Source organism: Spongiactinospora sp. 9N601 (assembly GCF_044326295.1).
GTDB lineage: Bacteria > Actinomycetota > Actinomycetes > Streptosporangiales > Streptosporangiaceae > Spongiactinospora > Spongiactinospora gelatinilytica.
Map to the genome: position 1 here is coordinate 35,764 of NZ_JBIRBB010000027.1, position 16,487 is coordinate 52,250.

Annotated in this window: 18 protein-coding genes; 2 read left to right on the forward strand and 16 right to left on the reverse strand. The window is 69.2% G+C overall.

Features of this window, described 5'->3' with window-relative positions; genetic code table 11:
* Positions 1-35: 35 nt before the first annotated feature.
* Positions 36-305 carry a hypothetical protein gene (locus ACH34R_RS40930; protein WP_397567004.1) on the reverse strand — a complete coding sequence of 90 codons (270 nt, stop codon included), beginning with the start codon at positions 303-305 and terminating at the stop codon, positions 36-38.
* On the opposite strand from ACH34R_RS40930, the gene ACH34R_RS40935 reads away from it, so the two are divergent.
* Positions 304-2,136: a helix-turn-helix domain-containing protein gene (locus ACH34R_RS40935; RefSeq protein ID WP_397567005.1), complete on the forward strand. Its 1,833-nt coding sequence runs from the start codon at positions 304-306 to the stop codon at positions 2,134-2,136. The two genes, ACH34R_RS40930 and ACH34R_RS40935, sit on opposite strands and share 2 nt — an antisense overlap.
* A gap of 8 nt (positions 2,137-2,144) precedes the next feature.
* Here ACH34R_RS40935 and ACH34R_RS40940 read toward each other — a convergent pair whose 3' ends face one another.
* The 3 genes from ACH34R_RS40940 to ACH34R_RS40950 all read right to left on the reverse strand — a co-directional run bounded on the left by ACH34R_RS40940 (position 2,145) and on the right by ACH34R_RS40950 (position 3,807).
* Positions 2,145-2,447, reverse strand: a complete 303-nt coding sequence (locus tag ACH34R_RS40940) for a hypothetical protein (RefSeq protein WP_397567006.1) — start codon at positions 2,445-2,447, stop codon at positions 2,145-2,147.
* 22 nt (positions 2,448-2,469) lie between these two features.
* Entirely contained in the window at positions 2,470-3,471 is a 1,002-nt protein-coding gene (locus ACH34R_RS40945) for a hypothetical protein (protein WP_397567007.1), read from the reverse strand.
* A gap of 105 nt (positions 3,472-3,576) precedes the next feature.
* Complete coding sequence (locus tag ACH34R_RS40950) at positions 3,577-3,807, reverse strand: hypothetical protein (protein ID WP_397567047.1); 231 nt, start codon at positions 3,805-3,807, stop codon at positions 3,577-3,579.
* Here ACH34R_RS40950 and ACH34R_RS40955 point away from each other — a divergent pair.
* Positions 3,733-3,924, forward strand: a complete 192-nt coding sequence (locus ACH34R_RS40955) for a WYL domain-containing protein (protein WP_397567008.1) — start codon at positions 3,733-3,735, stop codon at positions 3,922-3,924. The genes ACH34R_RS40950 and ACH34R_RS40955 overlap by 75 nt on opposite strands.
* Here ACH34R_RS40955 and ACH34R_RS40960 read toward each other — a convergent pair.
* From ACH34R_RS40960 to ACH34R_RS41015, 12 genes are all read right to left on the reverse strand, one after another.
* The gene (locus ACH34R_RS40960) at positions 3,896-4,393 is read right to left on the reverse strand and encodes a hypothetical protein (RefSeq protein WP_397567009.1); all 498 of its coding nucleotides are present in this window, start codon (positions 4,391-4,393) and stop codon (positions 3,896-3,898) included. The genes ACH34R_RS40955 and ACH34R_RS40960 overlap by 29 nt on opposite strands.
* A gap of 80 nt (positions 4,394-4,473) precedes the next feature.
* Positions 4,474-5,955, reverse strand: coding sequence for an alpha/beta hydrolase family protein (locus ACH34R_RS40965; protein WP_397567010.1), 1,482 nt, complete (start codon positions 5,953-5,955; stop codon positions 4,474-4,476).
* 111 nt (positions 5,956-6,066) lie between these two features.
* Complete coding sequence (locus ACH34R_RS40970; protein WP_397567011.1) at positions 6,067-6,639, reverse strand: ArsR/SmtB family transcription factor; 573 nt, start codon at positions 6,637-6,639, stop codon at positions 6,067-6,069.
* A 49-nt stretch (positions 6,640-6,688) separates the two neighbouring features.
* Positions 6,689-7,309 (reverse strand): NADPH-dependent F420 reductase, encoded by a 621-nt coding sequence (locus tag ACH34R_RS40975; RefSeq protein ID WP_397567012.1) that lies wholly within the window; start codon positions 7,307-7,309, stop codon positions 6,689-6,691.
* A 46-nt stretch (positions 7,310-7,355) separates the two neighbouring features.
* Positions 7,356-8,294, reverse strand: a complete 939-nt coding sequence (locus tag ACH34R_RS40980; protein ID WP_397567013.1) for a succinylglutamate desuccinylase/aspartoacylase family protein — start codon at positions 8,292-8,294, stop codon at positions 7,356-7,358.
* The gene (locus ACH34R_RS40985; RefSeq protein ID WP_397567014.1) at positions 8,291-9,964 is read right to left on the reverse strand and encodes an ABC transporter permease subunit; all 1,674 of its coding nucleotides are present in this window, start codon (positions 9,962-9,964) and stop codon (positions 8,291-8,293) included. The genes ACH34R_RS40980 and ACH34R_RS40985 overlap by 4 nt, the downstream gene beginning before the upstream one ends.
* Positions 9,965-10,013: 49 nt before the next feature.
* Positions 10,014-11,120 (reverse strand): PotD/PotF family extracellular solute-binding protein, encoded by a 1,107-nt coding sequence (locus ACH34R_RS40990; RefSeq protein WP_397567015.1) that lies wholly within the window; start codon positions 11,118-11,120, stop codon positions 10,014-10,016.
* A gap of 22 nt (positions 11,121-11,142) precedes the next feature.
* Entirely contained in the window at positions 11,143-12,192 is a 1,050-nt protein-coding gene (locus ACH34R_RS40995; RefSeq protein WP_397567016.1) for an ABC transporter ATP-binding protein, read from the reverse strand.
* On the reverse strand, positions 12,189-13,493 hold the full coding sequence (locus tag ACH34R_RS41000) for an aspartate aminotransferase family protein (protein WP_397567017.1): 1,305 nt from the start codon (positions 13,491-13,493) through the stop codon (positions 12,189-12,191). Before ACH34R_RS41000 ends, ACH34R_RS40995 begins: the two co-directional genes overlap by 4 nt.
* A gap of 46 nt (positions 13,494-13,539) precedes the next feature.
* Entirely contained in the window at positions 13,540-14,313 is a 774-nt protein-coding gene (locus tag ACH34R_RS41005) for an IclR family transcriptional regulator (protein ID WP_397567018.1), read from the reverse strand.
* 580 nt (positions 14,314-14,893) lie between these two features.
* Positions 14,894-15,562, reverse strand: a complete 669-nt coding sequence (locus ACH34R_RS41010) for an AAA family ATPase (protein WP_397567019.1) — start codon at positions 15,560-15,562, stop codon at positions 14,894-14,896.
* Between the two features lie 65 nt (positions 15,563-15,627).
* Positions 15,628-16,479: an aminoglycoside phosphotransferase gene (locus tag ACH34R_RS41015; protein WP_397567020.1), complete on the reverse strand. Its 852-nt coding sequence runs from the start codon at positions 16,477-16,479 to the stop codon at positions 15,628-15,630.
* Positions 16,480-16,487: the final 8 nt, after the last annotated feature.

Sequence of the window (16,487 nt, forward strand, 5' to 3'; positions counted from 1 at the left end):
CGGGGTGGAGTGCTGTCCGGGCGGGCGGCCGGGTTCTAGCAGCCAGGCATTACGGCCAGCAGCCGGGTCCGCATCGCGTGGTGGTACTTCTTCCTGCCCTGGGTTCCGCCGTTGGTGGTGAGGCACCTGGTCCAGCGCTTCGGCCCCTGGAATCGGCGCTTGGTCCTGAAGAACAGCTTCGTCTCCACCCGCACCGAGCAGTGATTATTGAAGTACACCGTCGTGGACTTGTGGTTCTCGCCGATGCCCCACGAGTAGTTGACGGACTTCGACTTGGGCCTCGGGCAGCGAACGGAGTCCCTCATGACGATGTCCCTCAGAGCGTTCTTCGCCGGGGTCGCGTTCGAGCGCTCGGGGGCCGCTGCGGCGACGGATGGTCCGCTCTTGACGGGGACGGACCCGCGTTCACCGGCCATGGCCGAGGCATCGACGGACGATACGACCAGAGCCGCCGAGGTCACCGCGGCCATGATCAACGAGCGTTTGCGCACTTTGCTTCCAGCCCTTTCCGTAGGCGATGGCCAGATCGTTTCCGGCCTCGGCCACAAGATGGACGAAGGTGCGCCCGATGTGACATGCCCGGCACGTTGGCGGCGGGACCTGTCCGGAGGCCGTTATTACAGATGGTCATGGAATAGTAACGGTGAGTGCGCTAGCGTGCGGCTGGGACCGTTGGTGGGAGTGAGGCGCGCGGGAAGGGGATCGATGGCCCGAGGTGAGCGGTTGTGTCCGGCGTGCAAGTCGACGCTGCTGAACCGTTACAACAATGATCTTCTATGCGCGCCGTGTACCAGGGCCGTGAAGCCGGGTGGTGTCAATGCTCCCGAATGGCTGTGGGACTCGCTTCCGATGCGCCGCGCCCTTGCCAATCATGAGCTGGGTACGTTCGTGACGATCCTGCGGGCCGCGACCGGGTTGAGCCAGCTTGATCTTGGAAATATTTTCGGCCTGTCGCAAAGCGCGATCAGTTTGATTGAAACCGGCCAGCGGGACACGTTGTACGACATCCGCGAGCTACGGAGGTTCGCCGACGCATGCGACATTCCGCGTAAGGTACTCCTGCCTGTTGTACTCGGCCTTGAAAGTGACACCCTGGATTTGTCCTCATCCAGGGCTTTCGAGGCGAGCGAGGGGTTGGCAGGAGTGGATCGGCGCAGTTTCACTGGTTCGCTGCTCGGCCTGGTGACGGCCAGTGGCCTGGACCTGATCCAGGTACCCGACCGTGCCGATGCGGCGTATGTTAGATACCTACGCGCTGGCCTGGCGAGTTTGCGGGAACAGGATGAGAAGCTCGGTGGGGATGTGGCCCTGCCTCAGGCATTACGGCTGTTCGCACGGGCCCGGCGGATCATTGATGAAAGCGACTATACGGACAGCGTCGGCCGCGAACTTCTGATGGTCGGCGCGGACCTTGGGACGCTGTGCGGGTGGCTGGCCTATGAGAACGGAGACCAGAAGGCGGCCCGAGCGCTGTACGGTGAAGCCGGTCTGCTGGCGGGTAGTGCCGATGACGCTCAGACCTCGATTCACGTCTACCTGAACATGTCCCAGCAAAGTTCGTATCTCGCCAGGGTGCACGGCACGCCCGGGATGGCGAGGGAAGCACTGCGCTTCGCCGATCGCGCCGCTCACCTCGCCCGTCATGAGAGGTCGCCACGCCTGCACGCGCTCATCCAGATACGGCAGGCGCTCGCGTACGTCCGCCTCGGTGATGAGCCGGCCTTTCGCCGGAGCCTCGGCCAGGCCAAGGACGAACTCCAGCGGGGCGATCATCCCGATGACGCACCATGGACCCGGTTCGTCACCGCATCAGAGATCAACGGGTGCGAGGCCACCGGATTCGTGCACCTGGGCTCCTCACCGAGAGCCATTGATCTCTACTCGAAGGTAGTGAGCGATACCCGGCGCTCTCTTCGCGACCGCACTCACTACCGGGCATATCTCGCCGGTGCTTTGCTGCACAGCGGAGATCGGGCACAGGCGATCAATGAAGGGATTTCCATCCTGGCCTCAGGTAGCCCCGTCCCGCGCCGCACACTCAACGAGCTGCAACCGCTCAGGGCCGCTTCCGAGCAGGCCGATGCCGAAGAATTCCGCGTGCGCTTCGATCAGGCCGCAGGTTCTCCCCCAGCATGAGATATGGGTCAGGGCGGAGGGATCTGGCCGGTGGACTTGCAGGGGCGGCAGGCGATCCATTTCTTGGTGATGACGGTTCCGCCGGAAGGGGTCTTGGTGATGACCTCCTCGAACCATCCACCGGCGCCCTGGCAGTTGGTACAGGGAGTGGGTTCTGCCGCCACCTGTGGTGTGGGGTCGGGGCCTCGTTCCTCAGGGGCGTGGCGGGCGGCGACGTCGGCGGCGTGGGCGGCGGTGATGCCGTACATCACGACGTGGCTGCCGCCCGGGGTGATGATCTCGGCGAAGTGGCCGTCTTCTTGCGGTGGCATCGCGGCGGCTCCTCAGGATGGGCTACTCAGGGTAATCGGCGGTTCGACGTTGCGCACCCACTTTGCTCAAGGTGATCAGGTAGATGGTGATGAAGACGGCTCCGGAGGCGGCTCTGAAGGTGTCGGCCACCAGGAGGCCGTTCAGCAGTACGGTCACCGCGGCCTGGGCCGTGCCGATGCCGAGGACGAAGGCCGCCGCGGTCGTCGGGCGGATCTCGCGGCGGCGGGAGATCAGCCATAGGCCGACCGTCACCGCGGCCACTGTGTAGAGGGCAGTGATCGGCCAGGGGGGCCGGACGATGGACACGAGCAGTTCGGTCCCGACGAACCAGGCCGCGTAAAGGGCCGCTCCGGCGGCGAAGGGCTTCCACAGAACGGGGCGTCGGTCCGAGGCGATGTAGAGCGGGCGTGGGAGCCGGTCGGCCAGCAGGTACGCCAGTACTCCGATACCGAGCACGATCGCGGCCTGGAGTGCGAACACGCCGCTTTCCTGGACGGTTCGGTTCTCGCCCCAGAAGACGAAACGGGCCACGGCCAGGCCGCCCGTGACGATTGCAAGCACCCAGGTCGCCTTCTTCGGCAGCCATGGCCTGCCCGCCTGGCCCGGGAACAGGAAATCGATCAGGACCACCGGGGTGACCAGGGAGAAGACCCCGTGCCAGGGCAGGATGAAAAGCGTCCAAGGGATGCGCAGCCCGGCCACCAGCCCGTAGGAATCGTAGGCCGGGTTCGCCGGATCGAGTGGGTGGTAGAGGGTTTCGGAGATCAGGCCCTCGTTGAAAAGGCCGTAAATGATGCCCAGGCCCCACAGGCCGAGCAGCCCCACCCTTCTGTGGGCCGCCAGCTCGCGCAGCACCAGGATCGGCAGGCCGTACACGAAAATGGTGAAGGGCAGGAAGATCCCCGGCTGGAAATAGTCGGAAGCCGGCATGGAACCGCTGAAGACCTCCGCCAGTAGCGGTGATACCAGCATGAGCAGCAGGATCGGCTTCCAGTTTCGTCGTAGCGCGTTCAAGGTGAGCACTTCTCCTTCCCGCTGCCCGACGCTAGAGAAGTGCTCCCCAGGACACGACCGCCAAAGGATCTCCCTTTTCCGGGGAGACCCCCGACGAAAGTCGCACGGCAGCGCCTAGCAGAACGCCTCGGCGACGGCGAGGCTGTCCTCGTACATGTGGTGCCGGGTGATCAGGCCGTTGTGGACGGACAGGTGCAGGGCGAAGCGAAGGTCATCGAGAACCGCCTGCCCGTCGATGAGGATCCGGTCGATGGTCACCGCGCCGGCGCAGTGGGCCGCGAACGTCAGGCGGTCGGCGACCTGCTGCGGTTCGGGCCGGACGCCGAGGTCATCGCCCCCGAACACCTCCGCGAGCGGATGGCGGAGGCACTGGTGGCCACGGCCGGTCGCTACGGTCTGACGGTCCTGGGGGCCGGCGAGGGCCGTGTGGCGATCACCGGCGGATGCGTCCCCACGGCTTGAAGATGGACACGGCGATGGTGGTGGCCAGCGTGACCAGCACCGTGCCGCAGCCCGCGATCACGTACTGCGGCAGGGCGCCCAGCTCGTGGCCGGTGAGCGCGGCCTTGACGTTCTGGGAGATGAAGGCGTACGCGAAGGCCATCGTCCCGACCGTGAGCGTCAGTTTGGCGACCACCCACCAGTGCCGCAGCAGGCCCCACTGCGTGGACAGGGCGAGCGTCAGGCCCGTGCCCAGCGCGCCGAGGCTGCCGGGGATCATGATGGCCCGGTCGCCGAGGTGCATCAGTTGGTACGCGGCCGGGCGCAGCGGGGAACCGGCGCTGGTCAGGGCGGCCACGCCGAGCACGAGCATGGCGTAGCCGCCGCCGAACCAGCCGACGCTGACGCAGACGTGCAGCACCAGCAGGAACTTGCGTACGCGGGGCCGGACCCGCCGGCGGGGGGTGATGTGGGTACCGGTACCGGTCAACTCGGAGCGCCCTTCTCATCGACGGTCTATCGTCCGGCGATGGCGTACCCGGGAATCACCCTCCGCTCTCATCGGCTCACTCAGGGTATGAGCAGGCCCCAGTACAGCGCCCAGGGCACGAAGGCCGCCGCGGCGGCGAGCGCGAGCGCCCTTCGGGCTCGTTCGCTACGCCGGGCGGGCCAGGCGCTGACGGCCGTGCGTACGGCGGCGGCCACGGTGGCGACGGCGGTGAGCTGGAGTGCCAGCCAGGGGAGCGGGCGGCCGAGTACGACCGGGCCGATGAGGTACGCACCGGTGATGACCTGGACGCCGAGGTAGACGAGGAAGCCGAACACCGTGGTCAGCAGGCCGATCAGGAACCAGCGGGCCGGGCGGGTCCCCGGGACCGCGCCGCGATGACCGCGCAGGCGGCGGACGACCGCCATGGCGAGGTGCCCGAGCAGTGCGGCCAGGAAGACCAGAACGGCGGCCAACTGCAACCCCGGGGCCTCGTACCAGGCGGCGGGCGCGTCCCCCTGGGCGTCGGCCTGACGCGGCAGGGTGTCCGGTGTCTCCGGTGTCTTGGGCCAGGCGGCGGGTGTGTTCCGCGAAGTGTCCGGCTTGCCTGGGGGCCTGTGCCAGGTGGCGGACGTGTCCGGTGGGCCGCTGTTCTCGGGCGCAGGCTTTCGCCGCCCCGCGAGGTTCTTGATCCAGGCGGCCTCGACTTCCGCGTAACCGGCGGGGACCAGGTCCGGGCGGTCGAAGCCGTCGTCGTGGGTGCCGTTGAGGTTGTGTCGTACGCCCGGAATGAAGTGGATCGTGTGGTGCTCGTTGCCTCCGCGTTCCAGGGCCTGCCGGATGACCTGCGAACTCTCGGCGGGCATCGCCTCCCTGTCCAAAGCGCCCCAAACCGCGAGCACCGGCTGGCGGACCCGTTCCCAGCTCGCCACGGGATCGTGCGCCGCCTCGGCGAACAGGCCGGCGGCCTGGGCGAACCGGATGAGCCGGTGCCGCATGGTGGTGACGAGGGACCCCTGGACCCCGGCGTGGTCCAGCCGCCGGCCGTACGCCCAGGACTGCTGCCTGGCCGGGGTCGTGCCGATCGCGCCCGCCACGACGAGGAAGGCCACCTCGGGCGAGCGGACGGCCGCGAGCGGGGCCACCCACGCGCCCTCGGACAGGCCCCAGATCCCGACCCGCCCGGGGTTCACCTCGGGGCGGGCCCGCAGGGCGCGTACCGCGGCGAGGGCGTCTTCGGCCAGCGTGTCGTAGTCGCGGTCCACGGTGGAGTACCCGGTGGTGCGCTTGTCGTAGATGAGGGTGGCGATGCCGCGCCTGGCGTACGCCTCGGCCTCGTCCCGGTACTCCGCGCGGGTGACCGGCCCCGCGCCGTGGACCATGACGATGCCGGGGGCGCGACCCCGCGCCTGAGCCGGGGCCACGATCGTGCCGTGCAATGTGACGCCGCCGCCTCCGGTGAAGGAGACCTCCGTTGCGGCGGCATCGGCGGGCGTCGCGGGCGTCGCGGTCAGCAGGGACGCGAGTAAGGCGACCACAACAACCGGTTTGCATGGGAGCAGCATGAACTGCTCTCCTTTCCTGGTGGGGTTGCGCACACGTCGAGACACGCCCTCGGGCGTGGTGGTGCGTGATTCCTGCGCATCGGGCCGCCGAGTGCCAGCTCGGCGGCCCGATCACTGATCGTCGTCGGTCGCGGGGAAGGCCAGCAGCCGGGCGACGACGGTCCGGGCCTCCGGCGGTGTGTCCTCCTCGGGCCGTTTGTAGCGGTAAAGCAGCTTCACGTACTCCTCAAGGAACTCCGCCAGCTCCGCCACCGTGAGCCGCATCGTCGAGCGGGACCAGGCCAGCGCGTCGGCCCATTCCCCCAGCTCGGCACGGGCGACCTGAAAGCGGGCGAACTGCTCCAGGTCGTCGGCGAGGTCGAGACGGCTCATCTCCTCGACCGCCGCGCGCATCTCCGGGCTCTGTTCGCTGTACGGCGGGACGCGCCGGTCGGCCGGGACGTGCCGCCACCAGCGTTCCCGGCCTTTGGCCAGCTCGGGCACCTCCTCGATGAACCCGTGCTCGGCCATCTGCCGCAGGTGGTAGCTGGTGACCCCGGTGCTCTGGCCCAAAGCGCGGGCCAGCGCCGTGGAGTTGGCCGGCCCGTCTCTGAGCACGCGTTCGATCCGCTGCCGCATGGGGTGGGCGAGCAGCTTCAGCGCCGCGACGTCGGTGATCTCCTGCGGCTCCGGCTGATCGGGCATGCGAGCACTATACAGTTGCAAAGCGTGTTTGCAAACCATGTTTGCAACTCTAGGACAGGGCCTCGCGGAGCTGGGCGGCGGTGAGCCGGGTGAGGTAGGCGGGCGTACCGGGCTGGAAGCGGCGGCCCTCGGCGAGCGGGCCGGTGTCCACCACGTCGAAGCCGAAGGAGTCGATGAGCTCGGTCACCGTCTTCTTGGCGTCGGCGTCGTCGCCCGCGATGGGCAGCGCGCGGCGCTCCGGATGATCTGCGGGCAGGCCCTCGTCGGCGAGGTCCTGGAAGTGGATGACGTTGAACGCCTTGACCACCCGGGCGTCCGGGAGGTGGGCGGCGACGAGTTCGCTGCTCGTGGTGGTGCCGTCGTCGAGCTGTGCGTACGCCCCGTCCCGCTTCGGGTAGTAGTTGCCGACGTCGATGACGACCTTGCCCGCCGTCGGCTCCGCGGGTACGTCGAGGTAGTGGCCGAAGGGGATGGAGACCACGATGATGTCGCCCCGGGCGGCGGCCTCGGCCGAGGTCGCCGCCGTGGCGTGTGGTCCCATCCCCGCCACCAGGGCGGACAGTGTCTCGGGGCCGCGTGAGTTGCTCAGCACCACCGAGTGACCGGCGTTCACGGAAAGGCGCGCGAGCGTGGCGCCGATGTGCCCGCTGCCGATGAATCCGATGACCATGCCGGTGTCATACCCGCCGGCGGCCCCGCCGCCCTATACCCCCTGATCAGGCGGCGGGCGTGGCGGTCGAGCCGTCGGCGACCATCAGGCCGTAGTCCCCGGGGGCCACGTTGGTCAGCGACTCGCGGCCGAGCACCAGGATGCTCGGCTCGTACGGCGCGGTGAGGACTTCCAGCTCCTCGGAGGTCGCCGGGTGGACGATCCGGGCGAGCACGGTGCCCTTGGCGACGCGCTCGCCGATCCGGTCCACGCCGTACTCGCACAGCATCGTGCCGCCCACGGTGGGCCGCAGCGTGCTGAGGGTGCCGACCACGACCTGGTCGGCGGGCGGCGCGACCGGCTCGCCGGGCAGCATGTTCAGCGTGCGCAGCACGTTGAGCGTGCCGTCCAGTCCCCTGGCCAGGTACTCGTCGATGCGCTGCCCGCCGCCGCCCAGCTCGCTGACCATGCAGGCGATGCCGTGGGTGAGCGCCCAGCCGGTCGCCGAACCCGGGTACGGCGTGCCCGCGTACAGCACCCGGCACCCGTACGCCTTGGACATCTCCGCGCCCTCGTCGTGGATGTAGGCGTAGTCCACGCTGGCGAAGTTGCCGCCCGAGTGGTAGTCGATGAAGTAGTCGGCCCCGGTCAGGATCTCGCACAGCACGGCGGCGAGCTGCTCGGTCACGCTGCCGCCCCGGTCACCGGGGAAGGTCCGGTTGAGGTTCATGCCGTCCAGCGGCGTGTTTCGGGTGAGCGCCGCGTGGGCGTACGGGTTGGCGACCGGCACCAGGACGACCGTGCCGCGCAGCGCGGCCGGGTCGATGGCGGCGACCAGCCGGCGTACGGTCTCCGCGCCCATCGGCTCGTCGCCGTGGACGCCGCCGAACATCACCATGCGCGGGCCCGCAGACGCGCCGCGCAGGGTGTGCACGGTGAGTTCCAGGCGGTGGCCGTTGGCGAGCGTCGTGACAGGTACCTGCTCCATGGTGTGTGCGGTGGTCATTCGTTGTTCCCCTTCTTGGTTGCGAGAATGCCGGAGCGGAGCAGCAGCAGCGCCACGAACCCGGCGATGATCAGCGCGGCCCCGATGAGCAGCGTCGAGAGGGCCGCGAGCGTCGGGTCCTGGTACTTCTGCATGTAAACGAACATCCAGACGGGCAGCGTGCTCTGGTCCGGCGCGAGCAGGAACACCGTCATGTCCACCTCGTCGAAACTGACCACGAAGGCGAACAGCGCCGCCGCGATCAGCGCGGGCCGGACCTGCGGCAGCGTGGCCAGCCGGAACGCCCGGAACGGCGCGGCCCCGAGGTCCTTGGCGGCGGCCTCCAGGGTGGCGTCGGCCCGCATCAGCGCGGCGGTCAGCACGATCACCACGAACGGCAGCATGATCACGACGTGCGTGGCGACCAGGCCCGCCGTACCGCCGAACAGGCCGAGCCGGTGCAGGAAGATGAACCCCGCGAAGCCGAACGCGACCTTGGGGACGACGGTCGGCGACAGCACCAGCGACTGGATCAAGGACCTGCCCGGCATCCGGTACCGGACCAGCGCCGTGGCCACCGCGGTGCCGATGGCGACCGTGATGACCGTGGCGATCAGCGCGACCTGGAGGCTGAGCAGCGCGGCCTCGCCCAGGCCGTCCTGCTCGAACAGGTTCGCGTACCACTTGGTGGAAAAGCCCGGCGGCGGCCAGGTGCCGAACGACACCGAGGAGAACGAGTTCACCACGATGATCGCCAGCGGCAGCAGGACGAACGCGTAGACCAGCGCGAGCCAGACGCCCCAGCCGCGCACCCCGCGCGAGGCCGCGCCCGCCGCGGTCACGCCGCCCTGCTCGGCCCGCGCGGTGCGGCGTTGCAGCCAGCCGAAGATCGCCAGCGCGACCACCGCGAGGATCAGCAGCGCGTACGACGACACGGCGGCGAGCGGCCAGTCCACGTTGTTGACGTTGTCGTAGATGTCGGTGGCCAGTACGTTGACCCGGCCGCCGCCGAGCAGGCTGGGCGTGGCGAACGAGCTGATCGACAGCGCGAACACCAGTTGCGCCCCGGCGAGCAGCCCCGGCGCGGTCAGCGGCAGCGTCACCTTGACGAACCGCCGCAGCGACCCCGCGCCGAGGTCGCCCGCCGCCTCGTCCAGCGCCGGGTCGAGCTGGCCGAGCGAACTCAGGATCGGGAAGACCATGAACGGCAGCAGGATGTGGACCAGCGCGATCACCACCGAACTGCGCTGGTAGAGCAGTTCCACCGGGCCGAGCCCGAACCCGCCGAGCACGCCGTTCAGCAGGCCGCTGTCGCCGAGCACCAGCTCCCAGCCGTAGGTGCGGGCGACCACGCTGGTCAGCAGCGGCGCGAAGATCACGAAAAGCCCGGCGTAGCGCCACCCGGGACGGCGGATGCGGTGCAGCGCGAGAGCCGTGGGGTAGCCGACCAGCGCGGCCACGGCCGTGCTGAGCAGCCCGAGCCGGACCGTCTCGCCCACCACACCCCAGTGGTAGCCGCTGGTCAGGAACTCCGCCCAGGTCGCGAGCGTGCCGGGGATGTCCGCGCCGCCGGGGACGTACTCGTGGAAGCTGTACTCCAGCAGGGTCAGCATCGCCCCGACGAAGACGGCGGCCAGCACGACCAGGCTGGGGGCGGCGAGGAGGTATGCCGAGCGGTGCCGGCGTAGCATCGGCGGATTCTCCCTAGATGCGAAAGGTGCGGGGTCAGATGCGCGAGGCTCAGATTCGGGAGGCGATGTCGGTTTCCCAGCGCTTCTGCCACTGGGCGTTGTTGCGCCCCACGATCGTGTAGTCGATGTCCTGGAAGGCGTCCGTGGTGGACTTCTGGAACGCCGGCAGGTCCTTGAGCTTGGCCGGCAGCGGCGTCTTGACGTTGGCCGGGGCCTCGACGCTGACCTCGGCCCAGCGGGCGCACCACTTGGGGGAGATCATCTCGTTGATCATGTCGTGCACGACTTCGAGCTGCTGTGGCGTCGAACCCTGCACGGCCTGCATGTAGATCGGCAGCGGAATCGCGCCCTCCGACGGCACGACGTACGTCAGCGGGGCCCCCGAGTTGATCCACTGCTGCCCGGTGCCCGCGAAGTACGCGGTCATCGGGGCGGTGCCGTTGCTCAGCACGTTGAGGTACTGCGGGTTGGACTCCACCAGCAGCCGGATCTGCCTGGCCTCCCGCTCCCACAGGTCCCAGCCGGGTTCCATGTTGTCAAGCCCGCCCCCGTTGAGCTTGGCGGCCATGTAGACCGCGTACCACGGGAACCCGAAGAACGACACCTTGCCCTGGTAGGCGTGGTCCCACAGGGCCGCCCAGGAGGTGGGCGCCTTGCCGATCTTGTCCTTGTTGTAGACCAGGCCGAACTGGTCCACGCCGATGCCGATGCCGTACCCGTCCTCGCGCTGGAACCGCGGGTCGATGTCGGCGGAGTTGGACATCGCGGAGTAGTCCAGCTTGGCCCACATCTTGTCGTCGATGCCCTGCACCGAGGTCTGCGCGTTGAAGAAGCCGAAGTTGACCAGCGGCTGGTCCGGCGACGCCTTCTGCTGGGCCAGCATCCGGGTGTAGCCGACCGAGTTGGACTGCTCGTAGATCTCGACCTCGACGTTGCGGTGCGCCTGCTCGTACTCCTTGGCGAACTCCTTGGGCATCTTGCCCAGGTCGCCGCCGAGGAAGGCGAACATCGTCACCTTGACCTTGCCGCCCGCCCCGGTCGATCCGGTGGACGGCTCCGGCCGCACGCCGCCGCACGCCGCGGTGGCGAGCGCGAGTCCCGCGGCGCCGGCCGCGCCGGTGAGCAGCCGCCGACGTGAAATGGAACGTTCCGGCATCACTGCCTCCATAGCCTTCTGTTCAGTGGTCCAGGACGACGGCCGAGGTGATGTTCCACCCGGCCTCGATGTCGTCGCCGATGGAAATGCCCAGGTCCGCCTCTTCGCGCTGCTCGGCGATCAGCAGCACGCCGGACGGCAGGCGGACGTGGTACCGGGTGCTCGCGCCCTGGAAGATCACGTCCTCCAGGCGGCCCTGGTAGCGGTTGCCGTACCGATCCCCGAGCGTGCCGCCGACCGCGACGTGCTCGGGCCGCACCGACACGACCGACCCGGGCTGCGGGATCTTGATGATGATCCCCTCGGCCTCCAGGACGCCGCCGCGCGGCGTGCCGCGGAACAGGTTCGTGTCGCCCAGGAACGTCGCGGTGAACACCGTCTCCGGCCGCCGGTACAGCGCGGCGGGCGGGCCGAGCTGCTCGATTCGGCCCTCGTTCATGACCGCCATCCGGTCGGCCATGGTCAGCGCCTCGACCTGGTCGTGGGTGACGTAGACGAAGGTCGTGCCGGAGTCGTGCTGGATGCGCTTGAGCGCCTGTTGCATCTGCACCCGCAGCTTCAGGTCCAGCGCGCCGAGCGGTTCGTCGAGCAGCAGTACGGCGGGCTCGTTGGCCAGCGCCCGCGCGATGGCCACCCGCTGCTGCTGGCCGCCGGACAACTGGGCGGGGTGGCGGTCGCCGTACCCGGAGAGGCCGACCAGCTCGATCATCTCGGCGACCTTGGCGGACACCTCCTTGGCCGGACGCCGCCGCAGCCGCGGCCCGAACGCGATGTTGCCGGCCACGGTGAGGTGCGGGAACAGCGCCAGCTTCTGGAACACCATGTTGGTCGGCCGCCGGTGGGACGGCCGGCCGCGCATCGCCTCGCCCCGGATGTAGACCTCGCCGGACGTCGGCTCCTCAAGCCCGGCCAGGATGCGCAGCGTGGTGCTCTTGCCGCAGCCGGACGGGCCCAGCAGGGCGAAGAACTCGCCCTTGGCCACGGTGAAATCGACCTGTTCGACGCCGCGCGCCCCGTTGTCGTAGACCTTGCGGATCTCGCGCAGCTCGGCGTCGGGGGCCTGGGGGGTCATGTCTCACGCTCCATGGTGGCGAACGCCTCGGCGGCGGCACCGAGCAGCAGGTCCACGTCGTCCTCGGTGTGCGCGGTGGACAGGGCCGCGTGCAGCAGCGGCTTGGCGGGCAGCAGTACGCCGTGCTCGCGCGCGGTCCTGTGCAGGATCGCGTACCGGCGGGCGTCGCTGGCCATCGCGGTCCGGTAGCCGGTGGCCGGGGCGGGCAGGAAGTACGGCTGGAAGTGGCCGCCGGCCCCCGCGAGCACGACCGGGATGCCGTGCCGCCCGGCCAGCTCCCCGAACCCGTCGCGCAGCCGTTCGCCCAGCTTGTCCAGGTAGCCCTGGGCGGTGCCGTCGGCCAGCAGCGGCAGCGCGGCGGCGGTGGCGGCGACGGCGGTGCCGTGCCCGTTGTAGGTGCCGACCCAGCCGACCGGGCCGCCCACGCTGGGGTCGGTGGCGGCCATCAGCTCGGCTGCGCCCTCCACGGCGGCGATCGGGTAGCCGTTGGCGAGCGCCTTGCCGTACGTGGTCAGGTCCGGCACGATCCCGTACACCTGACGGGCCCCGCCGGGCGCGAGCCGGAACCCGGTCAGCAGCTCGTCGAAGATCAGCACGATGCCCAGCTCGGTGGTGAGCGCGCGGAGCATGGCCAGGTACTCGGCGGTGGCCGGGATGAAGCCGATGTCGATCAGTACCGGCTCGACCACGACCGCGGCCAGTTCGGCGGCGTGCTCGCGGAGCAGGCGTTCGGTGGCGTCCAGGTCGTTGTAGGGCAGCACGACGGTGTCGGCCGCGACCTTCGACAGCCCGGCCGAACTGGGCGGGGCCGCCGGTCGTTCGGCCGGTCCGACCTGCTCGGCGGTCGCCCAGGTCGAGACCCAGAGCGGGTCGAACCACCCGTGGTAGGAACCCTCCGCCTTGGCGACCTTCTCCCGGCCGGTCCGGTGCCGGGCGATGGCGAGCGCGTGCATCAGCGCCTCGGTGCCGGTGTTGGCGAACCTGACCTTGCCGAAGTCGGGGATGATCTGCGCCATCAGCTCGGCCGCGACCACGGCGGCCTCGGTCTCCACGCCGGTGGTCAGGCCGCTGCGCACGGCGGCGCACACGGCGTCGTCCACCTGCGGGTGCGCGTGGCCGAGCAGCACCGAACCGTTGCCCATGGTGCAGTCCAGGTAGCGGTTGCCCTCCACGTCCCACAGGTGGGCACCCTCGGCGCGGGCGAAGTAGGTGGGGTGCGGCGCCTGGAAGCGGGTGTTGGAGTGCACACCGCCGGGGACGTGCCTGGTGGCTCGCTGGTAGAGCGCACGCGAGCTGATCACGGGTGGGTTCTCCTGTTCATGTGGTGGTGGTGGCGGGTCATGGCGCTCAGGGGGTGTCCAGGGACAGCCGCGCCGCCTCGGCGAGCAGCGTCGGCACGCAGGCCGCGGCGTTCTCCCTGGTGAAACGGGCGGCGGGGCCGGCGATCGAGATCGCGCCGACGGCGTGCCCGGTCCGGTCGAGCAGCGCGGTGGCGCGGCAGCGCAACCCCACGGCGTAGCTCTCCTCGTCGATCGCATAGCCGTCGGCCGTGGCGGTGGCCAGCTCGGCGTGCAGGGCGGCGAGCGTACCTTCCGCGTCGCCGTCGCCCACCGCCGCCGCCACCAGCGCGAGCCGCCGCTCGGCGGGCAGCCGGGACAGCACCGCCTTGCCCATCGCCGAGGTGTGCGGGGTGATGATGTCGCCGATCCTGGCCACGGCGCGCAGCGAGTGGTCCGGTTCCTTCCTGGCCACCAGTACGATCTGGTCGCCGACCAGCACCCCGGCGCTGACACTCTCGCCGGTCGCCTCCGACAGCGTCTCGACGGCGTCCTTCAGCCGGTCGGTACCGTGGACCTGGTCGAGCGTACGCACCGCCATGTGCAGCAGGCGGGGGCCGGGGGCGTAGCCGCTCTTGCCGAGCTGGATCAGCATGCCCCGCTCGACCAGCAGGGACAACAGGCGGGACGCGGTGGACATCGGCACACCGGCGGCGGCGGCGATCTCACCGAGTTGCAGCGGGACGCGTTCGTGGGTGACGGCCACGTCCATCACGTCCAGCAGCCTGGCGAGGTAGCTGGTACGCGACTCATTCCCACTGAGTGGAAGCGGGGTTGCATTCATTGGGAAGCACCCTAGGAAGGGCATGCATCGGGTGTCAACGGTTCCGGTCCAACCAAAATCTCCCAAATCAGACGTTTTACCTGCTGAGATCCCCGAGCCCCCGCCGGTTTCGGTCCTGCACACCCCGCCCGCCCCCGGCAGAAGGCCGCGCTACGCGCCAAACCCCCGCCTCCGGCGGGAGGCGCGCTGCCGCGCGTCCAATGGGCCTCGCTGTCGCTCGGACTGTCCTTCTCATGTCGGGCTTCGCCCGACGCCGGCGCCGCGCCGCCCGCAGGTGTACGGCAGGGCCTCCTACCAGCCGCCCGCAGTCCCCAGTGGCGCCCCAGTGCCCGGCGTTTCGCATGCGCCGTGCCACCCCGCCGTTCCAGCACCGCCTGAAACCCACCCCACCCGCCTTCAGCAGGGCCCCGCGCTCCCGCGCGCCCAATCGGCCTCGCTGTCGCTCGGACGCTTTTCCCGTGTCGGGCTTCGCCCGACGCTGCCGCCGCGCCGCACTCGCGAGACCCGCCTCACCCCCGTTGAACGCCTGGCGACCGGGACAGAGCCCTCGATTCCCCTATAGAAACCGGCCCGTACCTTCTCACTCCGTGTCCAGCACGTACTGGAGATAGAAGTCCGGCTTGGCAAGGAAACGCCGCCAGTCATCGACCATGCGAAGGCTCTCCCACGTGCTCATGCGAATGCCATGGTCACCGAGTTCGACGATCTGTGCGCCCGGAAGCCGAGTGAGGATCGGCGAGTGGGTTGCACAGATGATCTGTCCACCCGCCCGTGCGACCCGGTCCATGAGACCGACCAGGCGGACGCACGAATGAAAGGAGAGGGCGGCTTCCGGCTCGTCCATCAGGAACAGTCCCGGACCGGACACCATGCGTTCCAGCACTGTGAAGAACCCCTCACCGTGGGACTGCCCGGTAAGGTCGTCCTCCCAGAAACCATGTCGGCCGGAAACGTTCTGCCCAAGGTTGAAAAGCGTTTCGGCGCGAAAGAAGAAGGCTCGCCGCTTTAGGCGGGGGCCATGTAGAAGTCGCAGCCCCCTTGCGGTGAGGTCGGCGTCAAGAACTTCTCCAAGGGGTGTCCGAGACCCGCCACTACTGGCGTACCGGGTACCGGCCTTCCCGCCCGCGGAATTGATACCGCACACATCGGCGATCGCCTCCAGGATAGTGGACTTTCCTGACCCGTTCTCACCCACGAGAAAGGTAACCGGGTCGGTCAGTGTGAGACCATCCTGCGCGAGCTGCACCACAGGTGCCAAAGCGGCGGGCCACCCCGGAGGAACACTACGGGCCGCCAGTCGGGTGAGCAGCACGGCTAACGGCTCCCGGCATGCGACACGAGCCGATCGGCAAGAGCGCGCACCGGGCCGGCCAACGCCGGATAGTCGCCGCTCCGCTCCGCACGGTCGAGGATGTGTGCGGCAGCCGACAGTTGCGCCAGACGGCCGGTGGGGGTTTCCAGAACATCAGCGAAAGCCTCGTAGACCTGGGCGGCCGTCGTAGGTACCAGCAGGCTGTGCAGGTAGAGGACGGCCGCGCCGTACCCCGTGGGGGCGCGGCCCCAATACTCCCAATCCAGAAGCCACAGGCGAGGCCGAGTGAGGTTGGCCCAATGCAGGTCGGTGTGCTCGGTGCGAATGCTCGGCGTTTCCGGGAGGTCGAGCGTTCTGCCGTAGAAGGCTTCGACATTGCGGGGCAGTGCGGACGGGTCACGACTGCCTCGCGAGGTCGAGTGTCCGGCAAGCGCGTCGACGGCCGCGCGCAGATCAGCCCACCAGGAATCGGAAAATGTCAGCGGCATTGTCAATTCCGGGGTGGCGGAGCACGGCTGGTCGGGCACATAGGTCAGCAATTCAACGTATATCGATACCGGCGTCTCATCCCATTCTGTGCGGGAGATCAAGATGGGTTTAGGTACCCCGGTGATCGCAGTGGCGTCCTGATTGCCGGTCCATGTTTCGCCCTGCGCCCAATCGTGGTGCTCGGCGGTGGCGCGCAGCCACAGCCGGTCCTCTCCCATGAAACACGCCGAACCGATCGTTCGGTCATGCCAGCCGAACACCGCGTCCCCGGTGAGGGCCACACCAAGGCGGGTGGCGCCGTCGGCGAGAACGCGACGGAGAAAGGCGCGCTGCCCCGACTCGGGCGTGTGGTGTCGGCTGGTCATGTCGATCC

Bases quoted from the DNA above. Each gene is read 5' to 3' on its own strand.
- ACH34R_RS40935 (WP_397567005.1), top strand. From the start codon at position 304: ATGACGATGTCCCTCAGAGCGTTCTTCGCCGGGGTCGCGTTCGAGCGC.
- ACH34R_RS40930 (WP_397567004.1), bottom strand. From the start codon at position 305: ATGAGGGACTCCGTTCGCTGCCCGAGGCCCAAGTCGAAGTCCGTCAAC.
- ACH34R_RS40940 (WP_397567006.1), bottom strand. From the start codon at position 2,447: ATGCCACCGCAAGAAGACGGCCACTTCGCCGAGATCATCACCCCGGGC.
- ACH34R_RS40965 (WP_397567010.1), bottom strand. From the start codon at position 5,955: ATGCTGCTCCCATGCAAACCGGTTGTTGTGGTCGCCTTACTCGCGTCC.
- ACH34R_RS40970 (WP_397567011.1), bottom strand. From the start codon at position 6,639: ATGCCCGATCAGCCGGAGCCGCAGGAGATCACCGACGTCGCGGCGCTG.
- ACH34R_RS40975 (WP_397567012.1), bottom strand. From the start codon at position 7,309: ATGGTCATCGGATTCATCGGCAGCGGGCACATCGGCGCCACGCTCGCG.
- ACH34R_RS40980 (WP_397567013.1), bottom strand. From the start codon at position 8,294: ATGACCACCGCACACACCATGGAGCAGGTACCTGTCACGACGCTCGCC.
- ACH34R_RS40985 (WP_397567014.1), bottom strand. From the start codon at position 9,964: ATGCTACGCCGGCACCGCTCGGCATACCTCCTCGCCGCCCCCAGCCTG.
- ACH34R_RS40990 (WP_397567015.1), bottom strand. From the start codon at position 11,120: ATGCCGGAACGTTCCATTTCACGTCGGCGGCTGCTCACCGGCGCGGCC.
- ACH34R_RS40995 (WP_397567016.1), bottom strand. From the start codon at position 12,192: ATGACCCCCCAGGCCCCCGACGCCGAGCTGCGCGAGATCCGCAAGGTC.
- ACH34R_RS41005 (WP_397567018.1), bottom strand. From the start codon at position 14,313: ATGAATGCAACCCCGCTTCCACTCAGTGGGAATGAGTCGCGTACCAGC.
- ACH34R_RS41015 (WP_397567020.1), bottom strand. From the start codon at position 16,479: ATGACCAGCCGACACCACACGCCCGAGTCGGGGCAGCGCGCCTTTCTC.